This is a genomic window from [Erwinia] mediterraneensis (genome assembly GCF_900604315.1).
GTDB lineage: Bacteria > Pseudomonadota > Gammaproteobacteria > Enterobacterales > Enterobacteriaceae > Pantoea > Pantoea mediterraneensis_A.
Genome location: NZ_LR026978.1, coordinates 3,709,912 through 3,736,522, shown reverse-complemented (window position 1 = coordinate 3,736,522; position 26,611 = coordinate 3,709,912). Strand labels below are relative to the sequence as shown.

Genomic DNA, 26,611 nt, shown 5'->3' with positions numbered 1-26,611 from the left:
ATTACGCCTGGTTTTTGGCTTTTGAACGGGAGATACGCGCTTCACCGATCAGCCAGTCAAAGATGAAAATAATCGCCAGCATTACCACAATCAGAATCGAACCGTAGGCAATGGCCACACCGTATTCGCCGTCTTCCACGCGGTTCAGAATATAGGCTGTCGCAACGCGGGTATCCGGCGTCACGAGGAACACAATGGCACTGACAGTGGTAATGGCGCGGACAAAGCTGTAAATCAAACCTGAGAGGATCGCCGGGCGCAGCAGCGGCAGCAGAATGTTTGTAATGGTACGCAGGGAGCCGGCGCGCAGGCTGAGCGAAGCTTCATCCAGCGATTTATCGATCTGACCTAAGCCGGCAATCCCGGCGCGAATACCTACCGGTACGTTACGCATCACCATGGACATGATGACAATCGCGGCGGTGCCGGTGAGATAGACCGGTGCGCTGTTAAAGGCGAGGATATAAGAGACGCCCGCCACGGTGCCCGGAACGGCAAAGCAAAGCATGGTGGTGAACTCAATGGTCTTTTTGCCCCTGAACTGCTGGCGTACCACGATCCAGGCGATCAACAGGCCGAAAGCGGCAGTAACAGGCGCAGCGATCCCGGCGTAGAGCAGGGTATCAAGCAGTGAAGGCCATGCCCCGTCGTTCATCCCCTGGCCGAACAGCTTGATAAAGTTATCCAGCGTCAGGGTGTAGTCCACGCCCCAGTTAACGGTAAAACTGCCGTAGAAGATGCTGCCGTAAAGCAGGGTATTAAAGGCAACCCACACCGCCAGCAGGGCGATGACACTCCACACCAGCGCCACCGGCAGCGGCTGAACGTCGCCGCGGTATGATTTCCCCGATACGGTGACGTAGGAACGTTTGCCGATCCACATATACTGGATACAGAACACCAGCAGCGAGAACAGCAGCAGGAACGCACCCAAGGTACTGGCGGCCTGATAATCGAGCTGCGAACCGGTAATGTAGAAGTAGATCTGGGTGGCCAGAACGTCAAAGTTTCCGCCCAGCACCAGCGGGTTACTGAAGTCAGCCAGCGATTGCACCACTACAATCAGGAAGGCGTTCGCCAGTGCCGGTTTCAGCAGCGGGACAAATACGCCGTTAAAGGTCTGCCAGTGGTTGGCGCGCAGCGTATAGGAAGCCTCTTCCAGCGAGGGGTGAATGGTCTTGATCGCACCGTCGAGGATCATGAACGCCATCGGCGTAAATGCCAGTACCTGCGCCAGCCAGATGCCGGTAAAGCCGTACAGCCAGTTCGTGTTAGTCAGTCCAAACCAGTCCACCATAAATTCCGTGATGTAACCGGAGCGACCCATCATCAGCGTCACGCCTAAACCCACAACAAAGGGCGGCGTAACGATTGGCAGAATAGAGAAGATGCGACCAATGAATGCACTACGTCTGGCGATACGGGTTGTGTAAATCGCCAGCACCAGGCCAAAGAAGGTACATCCCACCCCTACGGCAATTGACAGCACAATGGAGTTCAGAATGACCTGCAGAATATGGGACTGCGACAATACATGAACAAAGGCCAGCGGGGCGAATTCGCCTGCATCATTAGTGAAGATGGGAATGAAAATGGCGATGCTTGGCCAGATAATAAACACGCCAATTAACGCCAGGATGGTGATTAGTGAACCAATCACAAAACGGTCGCCGCCCAGCCATTCCAGGCGGGCGAGCGCCAGCGTCATAATGGCGCCCAGCGCAACAAACAACACGATAGTGGCATAGCCTAAACCGCGTCCCTCCAGCGTGGCGCTGATAACAATAAAGGCCATGCAGCAAAATGCCCAACCGGCATCAAGGTAATGGCGGTTACCCTGTTCCCGTCCGGCTTCATGAAACGGACGAATCAGTAACAGGCTGGGGAGGAGATACCATAACCAGCTGATATTGAATTGAGACCAGCCGTAGGCGTCGATAATTTCTTCGCGCGTGGACTCCAGCAGGCTGTAATCGAGGCTCCAGCTCGGCAGCAGGGCGAAACCCAGCCAGCCCAGCAAAACCCAGTAGAAGATCGCATCCCGTTTTTTCACGGGATGTAATGCAATTGTCTGTGACATAGTTTTTTTCCGGATGTTCAGGCCGGGTAAGGCCGCGCCGCTACCCGGCAATTACCGTAAAACAGAGGTTTATTTGCTCATTTTTACGTCGCTGAGCCACTTATTAATCAGTGCTTTACGGACATCAGTTGAGCCATATTTATCCATGTCGTAATTGATCAGTTTCAGATCGTCGAGCTTCAGTGAGTTCGGCGAGGTTTCGGCGGTGGTGTTGGTCAGGATCTGATAGGACTTGCCTTTCTTCCAGGTCAGCTCCTGGGCCTCTTTGGACAATACCCAGTCAACAAAGAGTCTGGCGTTGTCGAGGTTACGTGCGCCTTTCAACACGCTGACGCCGCCAATTTCATAACCGGTGCCTTCACAGGGGGAAATCAGCTCCAGTGGCGCACCCTGTTCTTTTTCCAGCGAGTAGTCATGCAGGAAGCCGATACCAATGGCGGTTTCACCGCGTGCGGCGTTGCGCGCCGGGGCAATGCCCGATTTGGTGTACTGAGAAATATTGGCGTTCAGCTGCTTGAGGTAATCAAAGGCCTCATCTTCACCCCACAATTGGGCGAAGGTCGCCAGTGCGGTATAAGCCGTACCGGAGCTTTGCGGATCGGCAATCTGGATTTCGCCTTTGTATTCGGGTTTGGTCAGATCCTTCCAGCATTTGGGCACTGGCAGGTTTTTTTCTTTCAGGCGTTCGGTATTCACGCCGAAGCCGAGAATGCCAACGTAGACCGCTGAGGAGTAGTTGCCTTTTAGCTTCGCCGGATCACGGAATTTTTCCATCACCTGCTCAAGGTTAGGGGACTTGTAAGGTTGTAGCAGACCCATCTCACCGGCCTGAGATTGCGGATCCAGCGTACCGCCATACCAGACGTCGGCTTGCGGGTTTTTCTTCTCTGCATCGACCTTGGCCAGGGTGCTGCCAGAGCCGTTACGGATAAACGACGTTTTAACATCATATTTTTCGCCGAAGGCTTTGGTTTCCACTTCGCACATTTCATTGGTCGCACTGCAGTAGACCACCAGACGACCTTTAGCCTGTGCGGCCCCGTTTAATGTTGCCAGCGCAATGCCGGAAGCAATCAGCGTCGTGACCAGTGTTTTTTTCATTGTTTTATCCTTTGATCAGGAGTAGGAGAGGTAGTAATGACCGCCATCAGAAGCGGCATCAGTAATAAACCCATCAGTATCGCGGCGACCGAAAGCACGCTAAACATCCCCGACCAGCCGTAGTTTTCAATAATCAACGACAGAGGCCAGCCCGCCAGCGCAGCGCCCAGATAGGCGAACAGGCCGAGAAAACCGGTGACAGAACCCGCCGCTGCTTTGTGTCCGCACTCCACGGCAGCCAGCCCAATCAACATCTGTGGGCCAAAGGCAAAAAAGCCCACAGTAAAGAAACAGGCCGCCAGCAGCGCATAGTGATGAACCGGGGCCAGCCACAATGCGGTCACAGAGGCCATCAACCCCAGCGTGAACAGCAAAATCATGGGCGCGCGCTGACCGCTGAACAGTAAGTCCGAGCCCCATCCGGCAAACAGCGCACCGAGCAAACCGCCAGCTTCAAACAACATCACGGTGGCGTTAGCGCTGAGCAGATTGACGTTATGGCTTTCCATCAGCCAGAGGTTGCCCCAGTCGTTGAGTGCAATACGGATCAAATAGGCCAGCACATAAGAAACACCCAACAGCCAGATCAGCGGATTTTTAAGCACCGTGATACGCAACATCTGCCACAGCCCCATGGGCGGGCTTTGTTGTTCCTGGCGCAGTTCCAGCGGGTCGTTGCGCCATCTTCCTACCGACGGCAAACCTTCTTCCACGGGCGTTCCTTTCAGCTGCTGTATTAACATGACGCCTAAGACCATGCTGATCGTCCCGGGGATCAGCATCGCTGCCTGCCAGCCCCACCAGTGGGCGGCCAGACCGCTAATCAACGGGATAATCGCGCCTCCGATATTGATCGAGGTATTCCAGCAGCCCCACCAGAAACCCCGCTCGTTGCGCGAATACCAGTGGGTCAGTAGTCGGGCGCAGGGTGGCCATCCCCAGCCCTGAAAAAAGCCATTCAGGGTCCATACCGCCAGCAACAAGGGCAGTGACTCACCAAAGATGAACAACACGTTCAGCAAACCGGTAGCGAACAGGCCTGCGCCCATAAACCAGCGCTGTCCGTAGTTGTCGTGCCACAGTCCAGCGATAAATTTCGACAGGCCGTAAGTCAGATAAAACAGCGACCCCAGTAGCCCGATATCCCCTTTATCCAGTCCCAGATCTGTCTGCAGCATCGGCAGTACGTAGTTCACACTTTTACGCGTCAGGTAAAACGCGGCATAGCCAATGACAATGCACAGCAACAAGCGTGGACGCAGCGTCCGGTAACGTTGGTTGATTTCAATTGCTGAGTCTGCGTGCATAGACGTCTCCGTTTTGCTGACTATAAGAAAGTGAAATTGAAAGGGGATGAGAGAAATTCCGGAGTGACTAAGACTTTTTCCTGGTTATCAGACGTTTTGTTGCAAATTTGTGGGCAAGTTAACAATTACGCGTGTGCCGGGCTGCGCTTCCAGCGCCAGTTCGCCGCCCAGGGCGCTGACGCGCTCGCGCATTCCCTGAATACCGAAACCAGAGAGGTTACCAGGACTGAGGCCTACGCCATTGTCTTTTACTTCCAGATGCAAAAAATCCCCCTGCTGGCGTAACACAATAACCACCTCGCTGGCGGCAGCATGTTTGCAAATATTATTGAGTAACTCCTGCAGGAGACGGTACAGGGTAAAGCGCAACGTTTCGCTTTCCGGCGTGGCGACTAACTGATAGTCAAAGCGGCAGCGGATACCGCGTTCATTAAAGGCGAACTCGTTGAGCAGATGGTGCAACGCCTCCTGAAAGGTCAGTTCATCCAGCGCCGGGGGGCGTAGCTGGCGTAACAGCTGGCGCGTGGAGTGATGAATACGCAGGGCAAGCTCATGAATCTGGCTGGCGGCGGCCTGGGTGTGCGCCGCATCGCGTGATCGTTTCACTAACTGGGACTGGATTTGAATGGCGGTGATGTTCTGGCCGATTTCATCATGGAGTTCACGCGCCAGATTTTTACGCGTGTCCTCCTCGGTATGGATAAGTTTTTCAGCCAGCGCGCGTCGCGCTGCCAGTTCCGCTTCCAGTCGCTGGCGGTAATGGTGCAGGTTTTGCGCCAGATGCTGCTGACGGCTGATGGCTATCCCCAGTCCGATGCCGAGAAGCGCCTGGGAGGCCAGAAAAATCTCCAGCTCGATCAGATTGCTGAATCCTACGCTGACCTGACGGGCGATGGTGATCATGATGCTGCCCAGCAGGGCAGAGAGCACGCCGCCCTGCCAGCCAAACTTCCAGGCCATCACCACATTCGGCAGAAAGACTACAATCAGCAACAGGCGCTCAATTTCCGGTGACAGCACCATCTGCGTGCCGATGCCGATAATAAAGAACAGGCTGCACCAGATAATTAACGACGTGCGTAGCGGCGGGTTCGTGATCTCCAGACCCAGTAAGTGATGGTGATGCTGCTGGCGCAGGAATTCAAAGATCAAATAGATGAAAGGCGTCAGCAACACACCGCCGGTAAAGGAGGAGAGCCCCAGCAGCAAGGCCGGGCTTTTCACAAAGGGCGACAGCAGGGCGGTGTTGAGCAAGGCGGTGGCGGTAACTGCTGCCAGTAACAGCGTTAACCGTTGCCAGTAAAGGGAGAAACGGTGCCAGAAACTTTGCGCGAAGCGGGCAGGCAGCAAGCTGATAAACAGGGTAGCGGGCAGAATATAGCCGTTCAGTAACTGTTCCTGGTGTAGCCAGAGCAGCATCAGGAGCGGTGGCAGCACCAGCGCGGGCCAGTAACGACGCGCAAGCAGGATCAACAGCGCCAGATAGACGCCATGCGGCAGCAACAGCGCCGCTTGCTGGCCGTCCCGGGTCAGATAGAAGCCAAGCGTCCACAGCATCAGCCAACTGCTACCCCAGGCCAGCAGAATAAACAGCGAGATGACCCAGTAGCGGAGAGGGTGCGACATTACTGCCCCGTCAGCAGTCGATGATCGAGGGCAAAATGCACCAGTTCAATGGTGCTGTGGCATTGCAGTTTGCTTAAGACGTTGGCCCGGTGCACATGCACCGTTTTATGACTGAGATCGAGTTGAAAGGCGATCTCTTTCACGCTGTGACCTTTGACCAGCAAAAAGAACACCTCACGTTCCCGTGAGGTCAGAATATCCAGCACCTGAGTGGGTTGCTCTCCGCCGCGCAGAGCCCGCAGCGCATCGGCACACAGATAATGACCGCCCATCCCGACAGAGCGAACTGCCTGCACTAACTCTTCCGGCCCGCAGCATTTCGTCAGATAGCCGCTGGCGCCTGCTTCGAGTGCGCTCTGTACAAAGGTGGGGGTATCATAAATGCTGAGAATAATGGCGCGAAAATGCGGTTTTTGCGCACGCAGGCGTTTCAGCAAACTCAGCCCATTTTCATCCGGCATGGCGATATCCATGACCGCAACATTAACGTCATCACGCAATAACGCAGGCCAGGCTTCCGCCGCGCTGCTGTACTGCCCGGTGACGTCAAGGTCATCTTCCAGACTGAGTAATTGCGCAAAGCCGGAACGTACTACTACATGATCATCGACCAGCGCCACGCGAATCATGTTCATACTCTCTTACTAAATCATGGCCCTATAATGCCTGTTGCCGCTGCGCTGGCAATTGATCAGGCGTAATTCTGGAATGGAAGTAGCAAAATAGTACGCTTTATGCGGCCCTGTAAACGATTCCGTCATTGTGTTTATGCATAATGCTATAAACGGAAAAAGCCTGAACTTGCGTTCAGGCTCTCTTCTGAAATGATGGCGGTGAGGGGGGATGTCACTCGCGCCCTCCCTGGCGCTCGCCCTGCGGGTGGCCTGACGGCCATGCAAAACGGCTTTCCTGCCGTTTTGTCGAACCCCGGCGGGGGTTCTCATCACCCCCTCACAGGCAGATTATAAACGAAAAAAGCCTGAACTTGCGTTCAGGCTCTCTTCTGAAATGATGGCGGTGAGGGAGGGATGTCACTCGCGCCCTCCCTGGCGCTCGCCCTGCGGGTGGCCTGACGGCCATGCAAAACGGCTTTCCTGCCGTTTTGTCGAACCCCGGCGGGGGTTCTCATCATCCCCCTCACAGGCAGATTATAAACGAAAAAAGCCTGAACTTGCGTTCAGGCTCTCTTCTGAAATGATGGCGGTGAGGGGGGGATTCGAACCCCCGATACGTTGCCGTATACACACTTTCCAGGCGTGCTCCTTCAGCCACTCGGACACCTCACCACATTTTTTTGCTGACCGCGCTGGCCAACGGGGCGCTACTATAGGGGGGGAGATTAAAAGGGTCAAGCACTATTTTTTTCTTTTCTTCTATCCGCTTAAGGTGTGAGCGAATCGCTTTTTTGCTCATCAATCCCCTCTGGCTGTCATCAGAATGCCATCGACATAACACAAAAGTGTCACACTGGCGCGCCACACTGGCGGGAGGAAAATAATGATGATCTGCTGATAAGGACAACCAGAATGCATTACGCTCGCCTTTTTACCGTTTCTCTCCTCTCTGCGCTGATTGCCACACCCACTATTGCTGCCACGGATGACTATTCCCGTGCTGCGCAGGGCGATCTCACGCAGCTGGGCGGTGCCCGCCGTGTCACTCAGGAACAAACGGAGTGGCTGAAAGCCTCACTCAGCAACCGCACGGCAAAAAATGTCATCCTGCTGATTGGCGATGGCATGGGGGATTCAGAGATCACCGCGGCGCGCAACCTGGCGCGGGGCGCGGGCGGCTTCTTTAAAGGTATTGATGCTTTGCCGCTCACCGGCCAGTACACGCACTACTCGCTGGATAAAAAAACGCATCAGCCGAATTATGTAACCGACTCGGCGGCATCTGCCACCGCCTGGGCAACCGGCACCAAAACTTACAATGGCGCGCTGGGTGTCGATGTGAACGGCAAGGATCAGGTCACCATTCTGGAGCTGGCGAAAGCGGCCGGGAAAGCCACAGGCAATGTTTCCACGGCGGAACTGGAAGATGCCACGCCCGCCGCGCTGATTGCTCATGTCACTTCACGCAAATGTTATGGACCGGAAAAAACCAGCGAACTCTGTCCGGGCAACGCGCTGGAGCGGGGCGGAAAAGGATCGATCGCAGAACAGCTGCTGAAAACCCGCGCCGATGTCACGCTGGGCGGCGGCGCGAAAACCTTCAGCGAGGTGGCGAAAGCGGGCGATTTCCAGGGAAAAACGCTGCGTGAACAGGCGGAAAGCCTGGGCTATCAGCTGATCAGCGATCTGGAGGGGCTGAAGGCGGTCAGTAGCGCCAGCCAGGAGAAACCGCTGCTCGGCCTGTTCGCAGAGGGCAATATGCCGGTACGCTGGCAGGGGCCCAAAGCCAGTTACCACGGCAATATTGATAAACCGGTAGTGACCTGCGAGCCCAATCAGGCACGTAACGCCACGGTGCCGACGCTGGCGCAGATGACAGAAAAAGCGATCGCCTTACTGAACCAGCACCCGAACGGGTTCTTCCTGCAGGTGGAAGGCGCTTCCATTGATAAACAGGATCATGCGGCGAATCCGTGCGGGCAGATTGGCGAAACCGTTGATCTCGACGAAGCGGTGCAGAAAGCGCTGGAGTTTGCCCGTAAAGAGGGGAATACGCTGGTGATCGTCACTGCCGACCATGCGCACAGCAGCCAGATCGTGGAAAACGGCACCAAAGCGCCGGGACTGACGCAGGCATTGCACACCCGGGATGGGGCGGTAATGACAATGAGCTACGGCAATTCAGAAGGGGATGCGCAGGAACATACCGGGACGCAGTTGCGCATTGCCGCCTATGGTCCGCAGGCGGCGAACGTAGTGGGACTGACCGATCAGACCGATCTTTTCTTCACCATGCGCAACGCGCTGGGGATCCAGTAACAGAAAGGGCGGACCAGAGGTCCGCCCGCTGAATTAACTTTTCACCCGGTTAGCAAAGCTTTTTCGCAGCTTTTGCAGTTTTGGTGGAATCACTGCCAGGCAGTAGCCGTTGCGCTGACCGGCTCCTTCCCAGTAATCCTGATGGTAATTTTCCGCCGGATACCAGGCTTTAAGAGGCTCGATGGTTGTTACCACAGGCTCCTGATGATCTTGCTGAGCACGAGCGATTGCCGCGCGCGCTTCCGCTTCCTGCTGCGCATTAGCCGGGAAAATAGCGGAGCGATACTGCGTTCCGATATCATTGCCCTGACGATTAAGCTGGGTGGGATCGTGCGTCGCAAAGCTGATATCCAGCAAGTCGCCATAGGAGACTTGCTCCGGATCGAAGCCAATGCGAATCGCCTCTGCATGGCCAGTTGCGCCGCTACAGACTTGTTCATAAGTCGGGTTCGGACGTTCCCCGCCAGTATAGCCGCTCTCAACCGATTCGACGCCAATCACGTCCTTGAATACTGCTTCCGTACACCAGAAGCAGCCGCCCGCGATCACTGCGTATTCGATTGCCATAATGATTTACTCCCGTTCAGGTATCGTGCTTTATCTGTGGGGACAGCCTAAAGCAAATTCAACCAGCGTTAAATCAACATCTCCGGTTTAAAGGCCCGGCTCTGATCCAGCACTTTCTCGCTCATCACGGTAAAACGGCCTTCGCCGGTATAGTGCAGCGTTACAGGAAACTCCGGCTGCGCGGCGACATGCGCTTTGACGATCTCAAAAATAAACAGGTTGTAAGTATCCACCATCGAGTCGTCATAAAGCTGACATTCAAAGCTGGCAAAACATTCGCCAATCATCGGCGCGTTGACCTTGCTGGCGGGCTCGGCGGTCAGATCAAAAGCGGCAAACTTATCCAGCTTATCGCCGTGGCTATTGCCGATCGCCACCACGGCATCGGTCAGTTCGACCGTGGGGACATTGATCACGCACTGGCCGCTGTTGCGGATCAGCTCGTGGCTGAAATTCATGCCAGATATCATGCAACCCACCAGCGACGGGGAATATTCGAGGATGGTGTGCCACCCCAGCGTCATAATGTCGCTGTGAGCCCCGAACTGCGAACTGAGCAGCAGCACCGGGCCGGGTTCCAGATATTTGCGCGCTTTCTCAACCGGGAAATCGACTTTGTGGATGCGTTGACGCATGGCGTTACTCCTTTGTACAGGAATTCGCCTTTAAGTGTAGCGGTATCGCCATCGCCGTGAGGCGACAACATAGCGTCGCTGCCCTTTTCAGCGCAGTGCTGCGGCATAAAGCGGGTATCAGGGCGGCTAATCGCGGATAAAGTAGTCAAATATCTCCATTTAGCAAGTGATGACGGCTATTTTCTGGCAAAACCAGAAATGCCTTCTACACTTAAGCCTGATGATGTTCGTAGTCAGGTTGATGTGTCAGCAATAACTTATTGGTTTGTGGAGCGTTACCCATTGAAATACTCTCTGTCAGTTCAAACCTCATCGCTGTAAGGTTCATCGCAACGCCCGCCGTTGCCTGTTCCAGACTCACATAACCTCTCCGTGGCATCAGTTACTCCTCACGCGATGGCAATTCAGGTACGTAACCTGGCCTGCCTGTACCAGCCCGATATGTCAGGTTGCGCATCGCGTAATACCATGCAAACAGGAGCACAGGTGTGACCCAGACAGCCAATGAAAACAGCATGTTACCCGCTCTGAGCGGTGGCCTGTATGCCTTCTTCTTTGATGTGGACGGCACACTGGCGACACTGCAGCCGCGTCCCGATGACGTCTCTATCCCCGCTGAGGTATGTTCGCATCTGCAGCGTCTTGCTGAGTTATGTCACGGTGCGCTGGCGCTGGTTTCTGGCCGACCTGTTGCGCAACTCGATCAACTGGCCGCACCTTTAACGCTGCCGACAGCCGGCGTACATGGTGCGGAGCGCCGTGATGCGCAGGGTGAAATGCATTGCGTCAGTTTGCCGGAGGATGTCGCCCGGGCGTTGCAGCATCAGCTGCAGAGCACGCTGGATCAATGGCCAGGAACAGAGCTTGAAGTCAAAGGCATGGCTTTTGCGCTGCACTACCGCCGGGCCATGCAATATGAACAGGCCATTCTGCAGCTGGCAGAAGAGGCCGTAGCACGTTATCCGGCGCTGGCGCTTCAGCCAGGTAAATGTGTCGTGGAGATTAAACCGCAGGGAATCGACAAAGGTGCTGCAATCAGTGCCTTTATGCAAGAAACGCCATTCACCGGACGAATCCCGGTCTTTATTGGGGATGATCTTACAGATGAAAAAGGATTTCTCGCTGTGAATGCCATGCAAGGCATTTCCGTAAAAGTTGGAGAAGGTTCAAGTCACGCCCGCTACCGCCTGCACGGGGTAAAAGAGGTCCATCAGTGGCTTGAACAATTACTATTACAATTAGAGAAAGACAAGACAACGTCGTTAAGGAGTCAAGATTATGAGTCGCTTAGTGGTCGTATCTAACCGTATCGCTATTCCAGATGGTTCAAAAACCAGTGCGGGCGGCCTTGCCGTAGGTATTCTTGACGCATTGCAAGCCACCGGCGGATTGTGGTTTGGCTGGAATGGAGAGATAAGCGAAATTACTGAAGATGACGATGAAAACGCTACCCTATCCCGCATGGAGCATGATGGCATTACCTACGCCTCGTTTCCGCTGAGTCAGAATGATTACGATCTCTATTACTGTCAGTTTTCCAATACCGTCATCTGGCCCGCCTTTCACTATCGCCTCGATCTTGTTCAGTTCCAGCGTGAAGCCTGGGATGGCTATTGCCATGTGAATGAAGAACTGGCGAAGCGACTGCAGCCGCTTATCGAACCGGACGATATTCTCTGGATTCACGATTATCATCTGCTGCCGTTTGCCGCCGCGCTGCGCAATCTCGGCGTGACCAACCGTATCGGTTTCTTCCTGCATATTCCTTTCCCGACGCCGGAGATTTTCAATGCGCTGCCGCCGCATCAGGAACTGCTGGAGATGCTGTGTGACTACGATCTGTTGGGCTTTCAGACCGAATCTGACCGCCAGGCCTTCCTGGAGTGTCTCAGCCAGCTGACCCAGGTGCAGACCAAAGAGGGCAAACAGCATCGGGCCTTCGGCAACAGCTTTATGACCGAGGTCTATCCGATCGGTATTGAACCCGACAGCATTAAAGAGATGGCGGAAGGTCCGCTGCCGCCGAAAATGGCGGCGATGAAGCGTGAACTGGGCGATGCGAAGAATATTATTGCCTGTGAGCGTCTTGACTATTCCAAAGGGTTGCCGGAACGCTTCCTCGCTTATGAAGCCCTGCTGGAAAATTATCCGCAGCATCGGGGAAAAATCCGCTACTCGCAAATAGCGCCGACTTCCCGTGGCGATGTGCAGGCTTATCAGGATATTCGTCATCAGCTGGAAACTGAAGCGGGACGTATTAACGGTAAATATGGCACCCTGGGCTGGACGCCGCTGTATTACCTTAACCAGCATTTCGATCGCCGCTTACTGATGAAAATTTTCCGTTTAACGGACGTCGGTCTGGTTACGCCGCTGCGTGACGGGATGAATCTGGTGGCGAAAGAGTATGTGGCTGCGCAGGACCCTGACGATCCGGGTGTACTGATCCTGTCACGCTTTGCTGGTGCCGCTAACGAGCTGACTTCCGCGCTGCTCGTCAACCCGTACGATCGCGATGAAGTGGCCGCTGCGCTGGATAAAGCGCTGACCATGCCGCGCACGGAAAGAATCTCTCGCTATAACGATATGATGCATGTGTTACGCAAGAATGATATCAACCACTGGCGTGAGAATTTTCTGAAGGATCTGCGCGCGGTGACGGCGCGCAGCGATGCTCACCAGACTGAAAACAAGATTGCTACCTTCCCGAAACTCGCCTGACGTTGCGGGTGCGCCGCCTGGCGCGCCCGCACTTATCATCGTATTAAGCTTTGGGTTTCTACGCCAGCAGGGCGCAGAAACCCGATTTTGCTTCTGTGTCCTCCTGATATCCTGATTTTAATCGATTTCCCTTCTCTTTCCTGCGGCAGCCGCTTTATCTGCTTTCTCTCATGCGCGTTATGCCAGTGCCTTAGTGGCAATACTTTTGTTGTGGCGAACACTCAGTGCACCTATTCATCCGTATCTCTTAACTAATTGGTTGTTGCGTTCTTGTTTCAGAATGCAGCCTTAAGCGCCGTTTTTTATCATCAGTTTTCAGAATAGATGCTAATGACTTTTACAAAAATTTGCCTTTTCGTTGACAATGCAGAGAGGTAATTTAGTTAAGTGATTAATTTCAAAGTTAATATCTGCCTGCATAAACAGGGGTTAACTCTGCATAAATGCCAATTATTGGTTGAGTGTATGGTGATAATGACAATCAGGCAGCGGAAAGGCCTTAACCCGTTTCGCTGCGCTGAATTAACATCCAGATAACCTGTTTTAGAAAAAAAGATTAGCGAGACAAAAGGTTTTTAGTGATGAAAAAGACAACAGGAAAGCGTTTCTGAAGCTTTATGAAAAATAATCCGCCCAAAAGTGTGATCTGCATCACACTTTATCTAAAATTTCATGCTGGTGTCGTTGTATGTGCAAATCAGAACGGATAGATTTGCCTTGTTTTCGGATTAGTCTTAAAACTTGTAAGCAGACGTCACGGAAGATGGTTACGACTCAAGAAAAGATTGGCCTGGGGTTATGACTACAACTGACTATTTTTCCCACCGGGAAAATAAACAGCTTTCAGTAAACGTTTGGCTTTTGCCTGATTATTTTTGCCATCTTTAGATTTACCAACCAGCAAATTCATACGCGAAATAATTTATTCGCGGTAGCTTTATGTAGCATCTATCAGGATGGAAAAATGGGTACATCAGAATTACTAAAACATATTTATGATATCAATCTGTCATATTTGTTGCTTGCGCAACGCTTAATAAATCAGGAAAAAGCATCAGCAATGTTTCGTTTAGGGATTGATGAGCCAATGGCAGATGCGTTATCCCAATTAACTTTGCCAGAAATGGTTAAGTTAGCTGAAACTAATCAGCTGGTTTGCCAGTTTCGCTTTACCGATCACAACCATATTAACCGCCTGACGCAGGAATCACGCGTGGACGAACTGCAGCAAATTCATACCGGAATTTTACTGTCCAGTCGTTTACTGCGTAACGCTTCTCAGCAGGAAGCCGCAGCGAAGAAGAGGGCAGTGTAATGAGCGAAAAAAGCATCGTTCAGGAAGCTCGTGATATTCAGCTGGCGATGGAACTGATTTCGCTTGGCGCGCGGTTACAGATGCTGGAGAGTGAAACCCAGCTTAGCCGTGGTCGCTTGATCAAGCTTTACAAAGAGTTACGTGGCAGTCCTCCTCCTAAAGGCATGCTGCCGTTCTCCACTGACTGGTTTATGACGTGGGAACAAAATATTCATGCCTCCATGTTCTGCAACGCCTGGCAGTTTTTGCTGAAAACCCGGCTCAGCAGCGGCGTGGATGCGGTTATCAAAGCTTACCGGCTCTATCTGGAGCAGTGTCCGCAATCGGACGAAGGGCCTTTGCTGGCGCTGACGCGCGCCTGGACCCTGGTGCGCTTTGTAGAAAGTGGCATGCTTGAGCTGGCCGACTGCAAATGCTGCGGCGGAAGTTTTATCAACCATGCGCATCAGCCTGTGGGCAGTTTCGTCTGCAGCCTGTGCCAGCCGCCGTCGCGAGCGGTAAAAAGACGTAAACTTTCTGCAGATTCTGCCGATACCCCTCCACAACTGCTGGATGAACAGGTTAAACACGCCGTTTAAGTTTGTTCGCAACGTGGAAGACATCCAGCAGCGGTTGATACCGCTGCTTTTTTTTGCCTCGCGTTTGGGAATAACACCTGCGGCTTCTGGCTTAACTTCCACCCACACGTTACGGACGTAAGGATTTAGTGTGCTGATTATATTAGGTTATATCATAGTCGTTGGTTCCGTGTTGGGCGGCTATATGATGGTTGGCGGCCACATGGGGGCGCTTTACCAGCCATCGGAATTATTGATCATTGGCGGGGCGGGAGTCGGTGCCTTTTTGGTGGGAAATAATGGTAAAGCCATTAAAAAGACCTTAAAAGCGCTGCCGCTGCTGATGCGCGGTTCAAAATATAATAAAGCGGTTTACATGGATTTAATGGCGCTGCTCTATCGCCTGATGGCCAAATCGCGTCAGCAAGGGATGTTATCCCTTGAACGCGATATCGAAGAGCCTAACGAAAGTGAAATTTTCGCTAATTACCCGCGTATTCTTGCCGATATAAAGCTGGTCGATTTTATTACTGACTATCTGCGTCTGATGATCAGCGGAAATATGAACGCTTTTGAAATTGAAGCGTTGATGGATGAAGAGATCGAGACTTACGAACATGAGTGCGAAGTACCAGCGCAAAGTTTAGCGGCGGTAGGTGACGCGTTACCCGCTTTCGGTATTGTCGCGGCGGTAATGGGCGTGGTGCACGCGCTGGCGTCGGCGGATCGTCCGGCGGCTGAACTGGGTGAACTCATCGCCCATGCGATGGTGGGGACTTTCCTTGGTATTTTGCTTTCGTACGGCTTTGTCTCTCCGCTGGCTTCGGTGCTGCGTCAGAAATGCGCCGAATCGACCAAGATGATGCAGTGCATCAAAGTCACGCTGCTCTCCAGTCTGAATGGCTATGCGCCGCAGATCGCCGTCGAGTTTGGTCGTAAGACCCTTTATTCCAGTGAACGCCCATCCTTCACAGAACTGGAAGAGCATGTACGTAACGCCAAAAATCCGGCTAAGCAAACTTCGGATGGGAATGCATGAAGCACGATAATCGGCCCATTGTGCTGGTCAAGCGGCGCAAGGTGAAAAAGCATGAGGGCGGTCACGGCTCGTGGAAAATCGCCTATGCCGACTTTATGACGGCCATGATGGCGTTTTTTATGGTGATGTGGCTGATTTCCGTCGCTAACCCTCAGGAACTGGTGCAGATTGCCGATTACTTTAAAACGCCGCTTAAGGTTGCGCTGACCGGCGGCGCGCGCAGCAGCGACAGCGACAGCCCGATTCCGGGGGGCGGTGACGACCCCACGCAGAAAAAGGGAGAAGTGAATAAAGCGATTGAGATGCATGATCCCCAGCGTCAGCTGGACGATATTCGTCTGAACCGTTTGCGCGAGAATCTGGACCAGCTGATTGAATCCGATCCGCGCCTGAAAACGCTGCGCCCGCACCTGATTATTAACATGGTGGAAGAGGGGCTGCGTATTCAGATTATCGACAGCCAGAACCGCCCGATGTTCAAAACCGGTAGCGCCGAGGTCGAGCCTTATATGCGCGATATCCTGCGCGCCATTGCGCCGATTCTGAATAACATTCCTAACAGAATCAGCCTGGCGGGCCATACCGATGATTTTCAGTATGCAGGTGGCGATCGCGGCTACAGCAACTGGGAGCTGTCAGCCGATCGTGCCAACGCCTCACGGCGTGAGCTGGTAATCGGTGGGCTGGAGGGCAACAAGATACTGCGTGTGGTTGGCATGGCCGACACCATGAAGTTGAAAAACCGTGGCGGTAATGACGCGGTTAACCGTCGTATTAGCCTGTTGGTGCTGAATCATGACACCGAAGAGGCCATTAAAAAAGAGAATGCCGAGAATGACGCCGTACAGGTTGTCGAACCGGCGACGATTCAACAAATTACTGCACCCACCCCACCAGGGGATAGCGCAGTGACCAACGACCACTCCTCACAGCAGAGGTGATCCCGTGAGCATGGACATCAGCGATTTTTACCAGACGTTTTTTGACGAGGCCGATGAGCTGTTAGCGGACATGGAGCAACACCTGTTGGGACTGGATCCCCAGGAGCCCGATGCCGAACAGCTTAATGCCATTTTCCGCGCCGCCCATTCCATTAAGGGCGGGGCGGGGACTTTCGGCTTTACCGTCTTACAGGAAACAACCCATATCCTGGAGAACATTCTGGATGGTGCTCGCCGCGGCGAGATGCAGCTCAGCACCGACATCATCAACCTGTTTTTGGAAACCAAAGATATTATGCAGGAACAGCTCGATGCTTATAAAACTGCGCAAGAGCCGAACGCAGAAAACTTTAACTATATCTGCGAGGCCCTGCGGCAGCTGGCTTTAGAAGCCAAAGGCTTACCTGTTGACGCACCGGCGGTTTCCGCACCGGCCGCCGTCAGCGCGCCGGTGCCCGTTGCGGAAGCCGGTAAAGGCTTACGTATCCAGCTGGTCGATCTGAAAGAAAAAGAGGTTGATCTGATGCTGGAAGAGTTGGGCAATCTGGGCCAGCTCAGCGGCGTGCAGAAAGGCCCAAATGCGCTGGAAGCCAGGATCGAAGGTGTCAGCAAAGAGGATATCGTCGCGGTACTCTGCTTTGTCATCGAGGAAGCGCAGATTCGCTTCCCCGATGCCAGTGAAGCCGCACCTGCGCCTGCCATTGACGCAGCGCCCGCAGCGCCTGCCGCCGCCGCGGCCCCCGCTGAAGCGGCGAGCACAGAGCCGGCAGCACAGAGCGCCACCGTGACCGATATCACCCCGGCCGTGAAGCGCGAAGTCAAGCGTGCCGCGGCGCCAGCCAAAAGCAACGAGTCAAGCAGTATCCGCGTGGCGGTAGAGAAAGTTGACCAGCTGATTAACCTGGTAGGCGAGCTGGTGATCACCCAGTCGATGCTGGCGCAGCGTTCTGGCGCGCTCGATCCGGTGGTGCACGGCGATCTGCTGAACAGCATGGGGCAGCTGGAGCGTAACGCGCGCGATCTGCAGGAATCGGTGATGTCCATCCGTATGATGCCGATGGAATATGTCTTCAGTCGCTTCCCGCGTCTGGTGCGCGATCTGGCCAGCAAGCTCGGTAAAGAAGTGGAACTGACCCTGTTGGGCAGCTCCACGGAACTGGATAAGAGCCTGATTGAACGCATTATCGATCCGTTAACCCACCTGGTGCGTAACAGCCTGGATCACGGGATTGAATCGCCGGAAAAACGCCTGGCTGCAGGCAAAGTGGCGACCGGCAACCTGACGCTGTCTGCGGAACATCAGGGCGGCAACATCTGTATCGAAGTCAGCGATGATGGCGCAGGCCTGAATCGCGAACGTATCCTGGCGAAAGCGCTCTCTTCCGGCCTGCCGGTCAGCGAGAATATGAGCGACGAAGAAGTAGGCATGCTGATCTTCGCCCCGGGCTTCTCTACGGCGGAGCAGGTGACGGATGTCTCCGGACGCGGCGTCGGTATGGATGTAGTGAAACGTAACATCCAGGAAATGGGCGGCCACGTCGAGATCGCCTCGAAGCAGGGCAAAGGCACCACCATTCGCATCCTGCTGCCGCTGACGCTGGCTATTCTCGACGGCATGTCAGTACGGGTCGCGGACGAAGTCTTTATCCTGCCGCTGAATGCAGTAATGGAGTCGCTCCAGCCGCGCGCCGAAGAGTTAAAACCGCTGGCTGGCGGCGAATGTGTGCTGGAAGTACGCGGCGAATATCTGCCGCTGGTCGAACTGTGGAACGTCTTTGACGTGCAGGGCGCGAAAACTGAAGCCACGCAGGGCATTGTGGTCATTCTGCAGAGTGCCGGTAAGCGCTATGCGCTGCTGGTGGATCAGCTGATTGGCCAACACCAGGTCGTCGTGAAAAATCTGGAAAGCAACTACCGTAAAGTGCCGGGTATTTCAGCCGCCACCATCCTTGGCGATGGCAGCGTAGCGCTGATTGTCGATGTCTCTGCACTGCAATCGCTAAACCGTGAAAAACGTGTGGCCGGGGCCGCAGCGTAACTGATAACGAAAGGGTAAAAACAATGACTGGAATGGCAACCGTTACGAAACTCGCTGGTGAAACCGTGGGCCAAGAGTTCCTGGTATTCACACTGGGTGATGAAGAGTACGGTATCGATATTCTTAAAGTACAGGAGATCCGCGGTTACGATCAGGTCACGCGTATCGCTAACACGCCCTCTTTTATTAAAGGTGTAACCAACCTGCGTGGCGTCATCGTGCCGATCATCGATCTGCGCATAAAATTTGCCCAGCCTGATGTGGATTACAATGACAACACTGTAGTGATCGTGCTGAATCTGTTACAGCGTGTCGTGGGTATTGTGGTGGACGGCGTTTCTGATGTGCTGTCACTGACCCAGGATCAGATCCGTCCGGCGCCGGAGTTCGCAGTTACCATGTCGACCGAATATCTCACCGGCCTGGGTGCGCTGGGTGATCGTATGCTGATTCTGGTAGATATTGAGAAACTGCTGAGCAGCGAAGAGATGGCGCTGATGGATTCTCTGCGCAGCGCATAAGCGTAATAGTCACGGATCGCGACAGATGCGATCCGTGACTAGTTTATGTTAATAAAAAGTAATAAAATCAGAGCGTAAAAGCAAGTATTTCGTCCGCCTGCCTAAATTTTTATCCTGCTGCGCCGATAATCCCCTCGCTTCTTCCTTACTTCTTCTTTCAGGGTTCCTTATGTTGACTAAAGTTCGGGTGGTGACCAGCCTGCTGCTGGTTTTACTGATGTTTGGCCTGTTACAGGTCATGTCTGGCAGCGTCTTTTTTACAGCGCTGAATAGTGATAAGCAGAGCTTCACTGTCTCCCGTCTTGCCAGCAAGAATATTGCTGAGATGACCGACGCTTATATGAGCCTCAACCAGACCCGCGTGGTACTGACCCGCATTCAGCTGCGCATTGCGAAAAGCAAGCTGACCAACAGCGAGCCGGATATTGCCGGTCTGTTTAAGCAAAGCCAGGCTTTCCAGAAAAATGCCGCAGAGAGCTATCAGCGTTATCTGGCTCTGCCTGACACGCCGGGACAGGAAGAGAAACTGATTCAAAGTTTCAAAGCAGGCTATAACGCCTATGCGGCTGTGTTGGGGCAGATGCATGATGCCCTGCAGGCGGGCGATCTGGCGCTGGCCGACCAGCTGCCGGTTGCGCCGAATCAGGATGCGTTTAAAGCGCTCTACAGGGAGTGGCGCGCCGATCAGGATCGCCTGGCGACAAATGCCTTCGCGCAGAGCGAAACGCTTTTTGCCCGCATGCAATGGGTCTTTGGCAGCGTTCTGGTGGCCGTCGTGCTGGTGATTGCGCTCTGCTGGATGGGCCTGCGTAAGGTGCTGCTCAACCCGCTTAACACCAATATCGGTCATATTCAGCGTATCGCCCAGGGCGATCTGACGCAAACCATCACAGTGAGCGGACGTAATGAAATGACCCAGCTGGCGTCCAGCCTGCATGAGATGCAGCAGGCGCTGGTACGTACTGTCAGCAACGTGCGTGACGGATCTGACGCCATCTTTACCGGTGCCAGCGAAATTTCTGCTGGCAATAACGATCTCTCTGCCCGCACTGAACAGCAGGCCGCCTCGCTGGAACAGACGGCAGCCAGCATGGAGCAGCTGACCGCCACGGTGAAACAGAATGCGGAAAACGCCCGCCAGGCGTCACAGCTGGCGCTGAGCGCGTCGGAAACTGCCCTCAAAGGCGGCGAAGTCGTGGATGGGGTAGTGAAAACCATGCACGACATTGCAGGCAGCTCGAAGAAAATCGCTGATATCATCAGCGTTATCGATGGCATTGCTTTCCAGACCAATATCCTTGCTCTGAATGCTGCCGTGGAAGCGGCGCGTGCCGGTGAGCAGGGCCGCGGTTTTGCCGTGGTGGCGGGTGAAGTGCGCAACCTGGCGCAGCGCAGCGCCCAGGCGGCGAAAGAGATCAAGGGCCTGATTGAGGACTCCGTCAGTCGTGTCAATACCGGCTCTACGCTGGTGGGCACCGCCGGGGAAACCATGAATGATATCGTGAACGCCGTTACGCGCGTGACCGATATCATGGGTGAGATCGCCTCCGCCTCTGATGAGCAGAGCCGCGGTATCGATCAGGTTGGCACAGCGGTGACCGAAATGGACCGCGTTACCCAGCAGAACGCCGCGCTGGTCGAGGAGTCAGCGGCAGCCGCGGCTTCACTGGAAGCGCAGGCAAGCAGGCTGAGCCAGGCGGTATCGGTATTCAGCATTCCACGCAAGCAGGTCGCCAAAGCGGCGCCGGTAGTGAAAAAGCCGCAGACCAGCGCCCCGGCAGCGGTAAAAGCGCTGGCCACCAGCAACAGTAAAAACAGCAGTGACGATAACTGGGAAACGTTCTGATTTCCTTTAACGGGTGAGTCTGACTCACCCGTTTGCTGTAAAGATTTTTTATCTTTCGCCGATAACAGAGCCGACTCGCCAGTCAGTAACAAAGGCAAAATAATGCATGCTGGTGGGGTTCATGTCAGGGTCCGAAGGGGTTGCCGCTGAAAACAAGCAGTGACCGCATTCAATATGGGTAAAGAATTTCCCACCCGCGCCGTTAACCTGTCTACAGAGTCAAAATATCGCTGGCTGCGTTGCGTGCAGAACGCGCGCAGATGTCTGAAGACCTGGTAAATCTTTTAACCATGACTGGCTGCTGTTTTCAGGCGGCACTGAGGGGAGTGTGTGATGTTGAGTCGTATGCGCGTATCCACCCTGCTGGTGGCTGTGTTGCTGTTGTTCTGCCTGATGCAGATCCTGAGCAGCGGTTTGTCATTTAACGCTTTTCGTCTGGATAGCCAGAATCTGTCGCAGGTTGACCAGGGGGCACAGCAGCGCGATGCGCTGAGTCAGACCTGGGCTTCACTGCTCAGCGCCCGCGTTACCCTGAGCCGGGCTGGCACGCGTGCGGCGCTCAGCCTGCCGCGGGAAGATGTGCTCAGCCTGATGAAGAATGCGCAGGCCGATCTCGACAGTGCCGATAAGAGCTTCAAAGCCTTTCTCGCGGTGCCTTCTCTTTCAGCGAAAAACGAGACGCTGACCAAAGAGGTTCAGACGAGCTACAACGCCTACCACGAGGAGCTGGCGCATCTGATTGTTTATCTGGAGAATTTCCAGTTGCAGGATTTTCTCGACTCGCCAACCCAGAAAGTGCAGGACAACTTCCTGCAGCAGTATAACCGCTGGAACAGCCACGTCGGCGAGTTCCTCGGCCATGCGCGCATGGCAAGCGACGGGTTTTATCAGCAGTCATTGCTGACTTTTATTGCTGCGGTAGTGATCGCGCTGGGCATCACGCTGCTGGCGCTGTTCTGGTTAAAACGCGCGCTCTTTACGCCGCTGGCGGTGGTGCGCAGCCACTTTGAGCGTATCGCCTCTGGCGATCTGCACAGTGAGATTCAGGTCACGGGGCGTAATGAGATAGGGCTGCTGTTTGCCGGGCTGCGTGAAATGCAGCAAAAGCTGGCGGAAACCGTGGCGCAGGTGCGCGACGGCAGTCAGACCATGCAGGTCGGCATTCAGGAAATTGCAGCGGGTAATAACGATCTTTCTGCGCGCACCGAACAGCAGGCCGCTTCCCTGGCGCAGACGGCAGCCAGCATGGAGCAGCTCACCGCGACGGTAACCGGTAATGCGGAGAATGCCCGTCAGGCGGCGCAACTGGCGCATGAAGCGACCAGCACGGCGCACAAAGGGGGCACGCTGACGCGCAGCGTAGTGGAAACGATGAGTGATATCGCCAGCCAGTCGAAGAAGATTGGTGACATCACCAGCGTGATTGACGGCATCGCCTTCCAGACCAATATCCTCGCCCTGAACGCCGCGGTAGAAGCCGCGCGTGCCGGTGAGCAGGGGCGCGGTTTTGCCGTGGTGGCGGGTGAAGTGCGTAATCTGGCGCAGCGCAGCGCCCAGGCGGCAAAAGAGATTAAGACTCTGATTGAAGACTCTATCAGTCGGGTAGATCAGGGCTCCGGCCTGGTGGCGAGCGCGGGCAGCACCATGGAAGAGATTGTGCAGTCCGTCACGCGCGTCAACGACATTATTAACGAAATCGCCTCGGCATCCGATGAACAGCGTCGCGGGATTGAACAGGTGGCGCAGGCGGTCAGCCAGATGGATCAGGTCACCCAGCAGAACGCTGCGCTGGTCGAAGAGGCCGCCGCTGCCACTGATGCGCTGGAAACCCAGGCGGAAAACCTCAGCGCGACCGTCCAGCGTTTCAGGCTGACCAGCAGCGCGCCGGTAGCTGATACGTCGCTGCCGTTGCCGCAAACCGATGTGGCGATAACCACTTAATCAGTACGTGTCAGGTGACCTTTAGATGAAAAAAACGACGTTACTGGATCAAAACGAAACGACAACGCTGCTTTCGCAGATGGTGCAGCGTTTGCCGCTCTCGGATACACATTTTCGTCGTATCAGCCAGCTGATTTATCAACGTGCCGGGATTGTGCTGGCCGACCACAAACGGGAAATGGTTTACAACCGTCTGGTTCGACGCCTGCGCACGTTAAACATTGATGATTTTGGACGCTATCTGGCACTGCTGGAGAACGATCCTAACAGCGCTGAATGGCAGGCGTTTATTAATGCGCTGACCACCAACCTGACCGCGTTTTTCCGCGAGGCACACCATTTCCCGATTCTGGCTGAACACGCGAAAAAGCGTTCGGGCAGCTATAGCGTCTGGAGCACCGCCGCCTCGACCGGCGAAGAACCTTATTCTATTGCCATGACACTGGCGGAAACCCTGGGTACCGGTCCGGGTAAGTTTCAGGTACATGCCAGCGATATCGATACCCAGGTGCTGGAGAAGGCGGTAGCGGGCATCTATCGCCATGAGGAGTTGCGCACGCTGTCACAGCAGCAGCTGCAGCGTTTCTTTCTGCGCGGCACCGGCCCCCACGATGGCATGGTGCGCGTGCGACCTGATTTGGCGGGGCATGTCTCGTTTGCCCGGCTGAATCTGCTGGCGCCCGACTGGGCGCTCCCCGGCCCCTTTGATGCGATTTTTTGTCGCAACGTGATGATCTATTTCGATAAAGAGACGCAAGAAAAAATCCTGCGCCGTTTTGTTCCGCTGTTAAAGCCGGGAGGTCTGCTGTTTGCCGGTCACTCAGAGAATTTTAGTCAGATCAGTAAAGAGTTCTGGCTGCGGGGACAAACCGTCTATGGACTGACTAAGGAAAGACGATGAGCAAAATCACCGTAATGTGTGTGGATGACTCAGCGCTGATGCGGCAGCTGATGACCGAAATCATAAACAGTCATCCCGATATGGAGATGGTGGCTACGGCACCGGATCCTCTGGCGGCACGCGATCTGATCAAGCAGCACAATCCGCAGGTGCTGACGCTGGATGTCGAGATGCCGCGCATGGATGGCCTCGACTTTCTGGAGAAGCTGATGCGTCTGCGTCCCATGCCGGTGGTGATGGTGTCATCGCTGACCGGTAAAGGTTCAGAAGTGACGTTGCGTGCGCTGGAGCTGGGCGCGGTTGATTTTGTTACCAAGCCGCAGCTGGGTATTCGCGAAGGGATGCTGGCCTACAGCCAGATGATCGCGGATAAAATTCGCGCCGCCGCGCGCGCCAGGTTGCATGCCCGTGTCACCATGACGCCGCCAATCATGCTGAAGGCGGGACCGATGCTCAGCAGCGAAAAGCTGATAGCCATCGGCTCATCAACCGGCGGCACGGAAGCGATTCGCCATGTGCTGCAACCGCTGCCGGCAACCAGCCCGGCGCTGCTGATTACCCAGCATATGCCGCCTGGCTTTACCCGATCCTTTGCCGAGCGGTTGAACAAGCTGTGTCAAATCACCGTGAAAGAGGCGGAAGATGGCGAGCGTATTCTGCCGGGCCACGCCTATATCGCTCCCGGTGCCATGCATATGGAGCTGGCGCGCAGCGGGGCCAACTATGTAGTGAAACTGAATGAAGGACCGCCGGTTAATCGTCATAAGCCGTCGGTCGATGTGTTGTTCAATTCGGTAGCAACCCATGCCGGACGTAACGCCGTGGGGGTCATTCTGACCGGAATGGGTAACGACGGCGCGGCCGGGATGCTTGCTATGCATCGCGCAGGCGCCTGGACCATCGCCCAGAGCGAAGCGACCTGTGTGGTTTTTGGTATGCCGCGAGAAGCGATTGCTCTCGGGGGGACCAGTGAAGTAGTGGATTTAGGACAAATCAGCCAGCACATGCTGGCCAAAATTAGCGCCGGACAGGCATTGCGTATTTAACAAGCCCGTCCTGCCGGGCGAGACAACTCAGGAGTAGATATGGCTGATAAAAACATGCGTTTTTTGGTGGTGGACGACTTTAATACGATGCGTCGTATTGTTCGTAACCTGCTGAAAGAGCTGGGATTCAATAACGTTGAAGAGGCGGAAGATGGCGTTGACGCGTTAACCAAACTGCGGGCAGGCGGCTTTGATTTTGTCATTTCCGACTGGAACATGCCAAACATGGATGGCCTTGAGCTGCTGCAAACCATTCGCGCCGACGCCACGCTGGGCAAACTGCCGGTGCTGATGGTGACCGCAGAAGCGAAAAAAGAAAACATCATTGCGGCCGCGCAGGCAGGTGCCAGCGGTTACGTTGTTAAACCATTTACTGCAGCCACCCTTGAAGAGAAGTTGGGCAAAATCTTCGAAAAACTGGGTATGTAAGGAGACGTGATGAGCGAACTTCCGAAGCCAGCAGCGGACGCCACGGCACACGATATTATCGGCCGTATTGGCGCACTGACGCGCATGTTACGTGACAGCTTACGTGAGCTGGGGTTAGATCAGGCAATTGCTGAGGCGGCAGAAGCGATTCCGGATGCCCGCGATCGCCTGGATTATGTAGTACAAATGACCGCTCAGGCCGCCGATCGCGCCCTGAACAGCGTTGAGGCTGCTCAGCCGCATCAGGATGCGCTGGAAGCGGGTGCCAGCGGTCTGAAAGAGCGCTGGGATGCCTGGTTTGAGAACCCGATTGAGCTGGCTGATGCGCGTGCGCTGGTTTCGGATACGCGCGAATATCTGACGGCGGTGCCGGAACACACCTCGTTCACCAACAAGCAGCTGCTGGACATTATGATGGCGCAGGATTTCCAGGACCTTACCGGTCAGGTGATCAAGCGCATGATGGATGTGATCCAGGAGATCGAGCGTCAGCTGCTGATGGTGCTGCTGGAGAATCTGCCGGAGGCGAATGCTTCGCAGCGTAAAGAGGGCGAGAGCCTGCTGAACGGCCCGCAGATTAATACGGCGGCCCCAGGGGTCGTGGCGAACCAGGATCAGGTCGATGACCTGCTGGATAGCTTAGGCTTTTAAGCGGCGTGCGCCGGGGAACGGGGAAGGTTGTGTTCGCCGGTGCGGCGGAGTAACCACGGAGCAGGTTTCGTTCATCGGTGCAGCGGAGTGACCGTTGAGAAGGTTTCGTTCGCCAGAGCGAACCGGCAGTTTCAGCCCGCCTGCTGCGGGCGACCGACAAGGGGGCGCCAGTCGCCGCGCCCCCTTGACCCTGGGCTTGCGGCCCCCTTCATCGCCGCTGCGCGGTACCTTCGCGTCTTCAGGATTTCAGCCGGACCGCCCGGGACGCGCCGTCCCTGGCGCGGCCCGTCGCTCTCGCCGACGTCCTGAAATCCTTCTTCCGCTCAGCGATGAAAAGGCCGCTCCACGGTCCCGCGGCACGGCCAGCCGCCGTTCTTCGGCTGAGTCGTGGCTGAGAGACAGAGGGATAGCGGCTT

General features: G+C 54.9%; 23 protein-coding genes and 1 tRNA gene. 15 read left to right on the top strand and 9 right to left on the bottom strand.

The window, feature by feature from the left end; all coding sequences use genetic code 11:
- Nucleotide 1: 1 nt before the first annotated feature.
- The 6 genes from E0E17_RS17605 to E0E17_RS17580 all read right to left on the bottom strand — a co-directional run bounded on the left by E0E17_RS17605 (nucleotide 2) and on the right by E0E17_RS17580 (nucleotide 7,400).
- The gene (locus E0E17_RS17605; RefSeq protein WP_130835284.1) at nucleotides 2–2,080 is read right to left on the bottom strand and encodes an ABC transporter permease; all 2,079 of its coding nucleotides are present in this window, start codon (nucleotides 2,078–2,080) and stop codon (nucleotides 2–4) included.
- Nucleotides 2,081–2,149: 69 nt separating this feature from the next.
- Nucleotides 2,150–3,181: an ABC transporter substrate-binding protein gene (locus E0E17_RS17600; RefSeq protein WP_130835283.1), complete on the bottom strand. Its 1,032-nt coding sequence runs from the start codon at nucleotides 3,179–3,181 to the stop codon at nucleotides 2,150–2,152.
- A complete protein-coding gene (gene uhpC / locus E0E17_RS17595; RefSeq protein WP_272940801.1) occupies nucleotides 3,178–4,512 on the bottom strand; it encodes an MFS transporter family glucose-6-phosphate receptor UhpC in 1,335 nt (444 codons plus the stop codon). The genes E0E17_RS17600 and uhpC overlap by 4 nt, the downstream gene beginning before the upstream one ends.
- Nucleotides 4,513–4,575: 63 nt before the next feature.
- Entirely contained in the window at nucleotides 4,576–6,114 is a 1,539-nt protein-coding gene (locus E0E17_RS17590; RefSeq protein WP_130835281.1) for an MASE1 domain-containing sensor histidine kinase, read from the bottom strand.
- Nucleotides 6,114–6,743 (bottom strand): response regulator transcription factor, encoded by a 630-nt coding sequence (locus E0E17_RS17585; protein ID WP_130835602.1) that lies wholly within the window; start codon nucleotides 6,741–6,743, stop codon nucleotides 6,114–6,116. Before E0E17_RS17585 ends, E0E17_RS17590 begins: the two co-directional genes overlap by 1 nt.
- A gap of 569 nt (nucleotides 6,744–7,312) precedes the next feature.
- Nucleotides 7,313–7,400, bottom strand: a tRNA-Ser gene (locus tag E0E17_RS17580).
- A gap of 240 nt (nucleotides 7,401–7,640) precedes the next feature.
- Between E0E17_RS17580 and phoA the strand changes: the two genes are divergently transcribed.
- On the top strand, nucleotides 7,641–9,047 hold the full coding sequence (phoA, locus tag E0E17_RS17575) for an alkaline phosphatase (RefSeq protein ID WP_130835280.1): 1,407 nt from the start codon (nucleotides 7,641–7,643) through the stop codon (nucleotides 9,045–9,047).
- A 33-nt stretch (nucleotides 9,048–9,080) separates the two neighbouring features.
- On the opposite strand, the gene msrA is transcribed toward phoA, so the two are convergent.
- From msrA to E0E17_RS20270, 3 genes are all read right to left on the bottom strand, one after another.
- On the bottom strand, nucleotides 9,081–9,614 hold the full coding sequence (gene msrA / locus E0E17_RS17570; protein WP_130835279.1) for a peptide-methionine (S)-S-oxide reductase MsrA: 534 nt from the start codon (nucleotides 9,612–9,614) through the stop codon (nucleotides 9,081–9,083).
- A gap of 68 nt (nucleotides 9,615–9,682) precedes the next feature.
- Complete coding sequence (locus tag E0E17_RS17565; protein WP_165446244.1) at nucleotides 9,683–10,249, bottom strand: flavin reductase family protein; 567 nt, start codon at nucleotides 10,247–10,249, stop codon at nucleotides 9,683–9,685.
- Nucleotides 10,250–10,460: 211 nt separating this feature from the next.
- Entirely contained in the window at nucleotides 10,461–10,610 is a 150-nt protein-coding gene (locus E0E17_RS20270) for a hypothetical protein (RefSeq protein WP_165446243.1), read from the bottom strand.
- A gap of 127 nt (nucleotides 10,611–10,737) precedes the next feature.
- On the opposite strand from E0E17_RS20270, the gene otsB reads away from it, so the two are divergent.
- The 14 genes from otsB (at nucleotide 10,738) to cheZ (ending at nucleotide 26,195) form a co-directional block, all read left to right on the top strand.
- Entirely contained in the window at nucleotides 10,738–11,553 is an 816-nt protein-coding gene (gene otsB / locus E0E17_RS17560; protein ID WP_237680805.1) for a trehalose-phosphatase, read from the top strand.
- Entirely contained in the window at nucleotides 11,528–12,970 is a 1,443-nt protein-coding gene (gene otsA, locus E0E17_RS17555) for an alpha,alpha-trehalose-phosphate synthase (protein WP_130835278.1), read from the top strand. The genes otsB and otsA overlap by 26 nt, the downstream gene beginning before the upstream one ends.
- A 964-nt stretch (nucleotides 12,971–13,934) precedes the next feature.
- Nucleotides 13,935–14,285: a flagellar transcriptional regulator FlhD gene (flhD, locus tag E0E17_RS17550; protein WP_130835277.1), complete on the top strand. Its 351-nt coding sequence runs from the start codon at nucleotides 13,935–13,937 to the stop codon at nucleotides 14,283–14,285.
- Entirely contained in the window at nucleotides 14,285–14,863 is a 579-nt protein-coding gene (gene flhC / locus E0E17_RS17545; protein WP_130835276.1) for a flagellar transcriptional regulator FlhC, read from the top strand. The genes flhD and flhC overlap by 1 nt, the downstream gene beginning before the upstream one ends.
- 130 nt (nucleotides 14,864–14,993) lie before the next feature.
- Nucleotides 14,994–15,881 (top strand): flagellar motor stator protein MotA, encoded by an 888-nt coding sequence (gene motA / locus E0E17_RS17540; protein ID WP_130835275.1) that lies wholly within the window; start codon nucleotides 14,994–14,996, stop codon nucleotides 15,879–15,881.
- Nucleotides 15,878–16,822: a flagellar motor protein MotB gene (gene motB, locus E0E17_RS17535; protein WP_130835274.1), complete on the top strand. Its 945-nt coding sequence runs from the start codon at nucleotides 15,878–15,880 to the stop codon at nucleotides 16,820–16,822. The genes motA and motB overlap by 4 nt, the downstream gene beginning before the upstream one ends.
- 10 nt (nucleotides 16,823–16,832) lie before the next feature.
- On the top strand, nucleotides 16,833–18,860 hold the full coding sequence (cheA, locus tag E0E17_RS17530; RefSeq protein ID WP_207302097.1) for a chemotaxis protein CheA: 2,028 nt from the start codon (nucleotides 16,833–16,835) through the stop codon (nucleotides 18,858–18,860).
- A 23-nt stretch (nucleotides 18,861–18,883) separates the two neighbouring features.
- The gene (cheW, locus tag E0E17_RS17525) at nucleotides 18,884–19,381 is read left to right on the top strand and encodes a chemotaxis protein CheW (protein ID WP_130835272.1); all 498 of its coding nucleotides are present in this window, start codon (nucleotides 18,884–18,886) and stop codon (nucleotides 19,379–19,381) included.
- A gap of 169 nt (nucleotides 19,382–19,550) precedes the next feature.
- Nucleotides 19,551–21,227 carry a methyl-accepting chemotaxis protein gene (locus E0E17_RS17520; protein ID WP_130835271.1) on the top strand — a complete coding sequence of 559 codons (1,677 nt, stop codon included), beginning with the start codon at nucleotides 19,551–19,553 and terminating at the stop codon, nucleotides 21,225–21,227.
- Nucleotides 21,228–21,560: 333 nt separating this feature from the next.
- The gene (locus tag E0E17_RS17515) at nucleotides 21,561–23,168 is read left to right on the top strand and encodes a methyl-accepting chemotaxis protein (RefSeq protein WP_130835270.1); all 1,608 of its coding nucleotides are present in this window, start codon (nucleotides 21,561–21,563) and stop codon (nucleotides 23,166–23,168) included.
- Between the two features lie 25 nt (nucleotides 23,169–23,193).
- Nucleotides 23,194–24,069 (top strand): protein-glutamate O-methyltransferase CheR, encoded by an 876-nt coding sequence (gene cheR, locus E0E17_RS17510; RefSeq protein WP_130835269.1) that lies wholly within the window; start codon nucleotides 23,194–23,196, stop codon nucleotides 24,067–24,069.
- Nucleotides 24,066–25,115 (top strand): protein-glutamate methylesterase/protein-glutamine glutaminase, encoded by a 1,050-nt coding sequence (locus E0E17_RS17505; RefSeq protein WP_130835268.1) that lies wholly within the window; start codon nucleotides 24,066–24,068, stop codon nucleotides 25,113–25,115. Before cheR ends, E0E17_RS17505 begins: the two co-directional genes overlap by 4 nt.
- Nucleotides 25,116–25,154: 39 nt before the next feature.
- The gene (gene cheY, locus E0E17_RS17500; RefSeq protein WP_021506272.1) at nucleotides 25,155–25,544 is read left to right on the top strand and encodes a chemotaxis response regulator CheY; all 390 of its coding nucleotides are present in this window, start codon (nucleotides 25,155–25,157) and stop codon (nucleotides 25,542–25,544) included.
- 9 nt (nucleotides 25,545–25,553) lie between these two features.
- Entirely contained in the window at nucleotides 25,554–26,195 is a 642-nt protein-coding gene (gene cheZ / locus E0E17_RS17495; RefSeq protein ID WP_130835267.1) for a protein phosphatase CheZ, read from the top strand.
- Nucleotides 26,196–26,611: the final 416 nt, after the last annotated feature.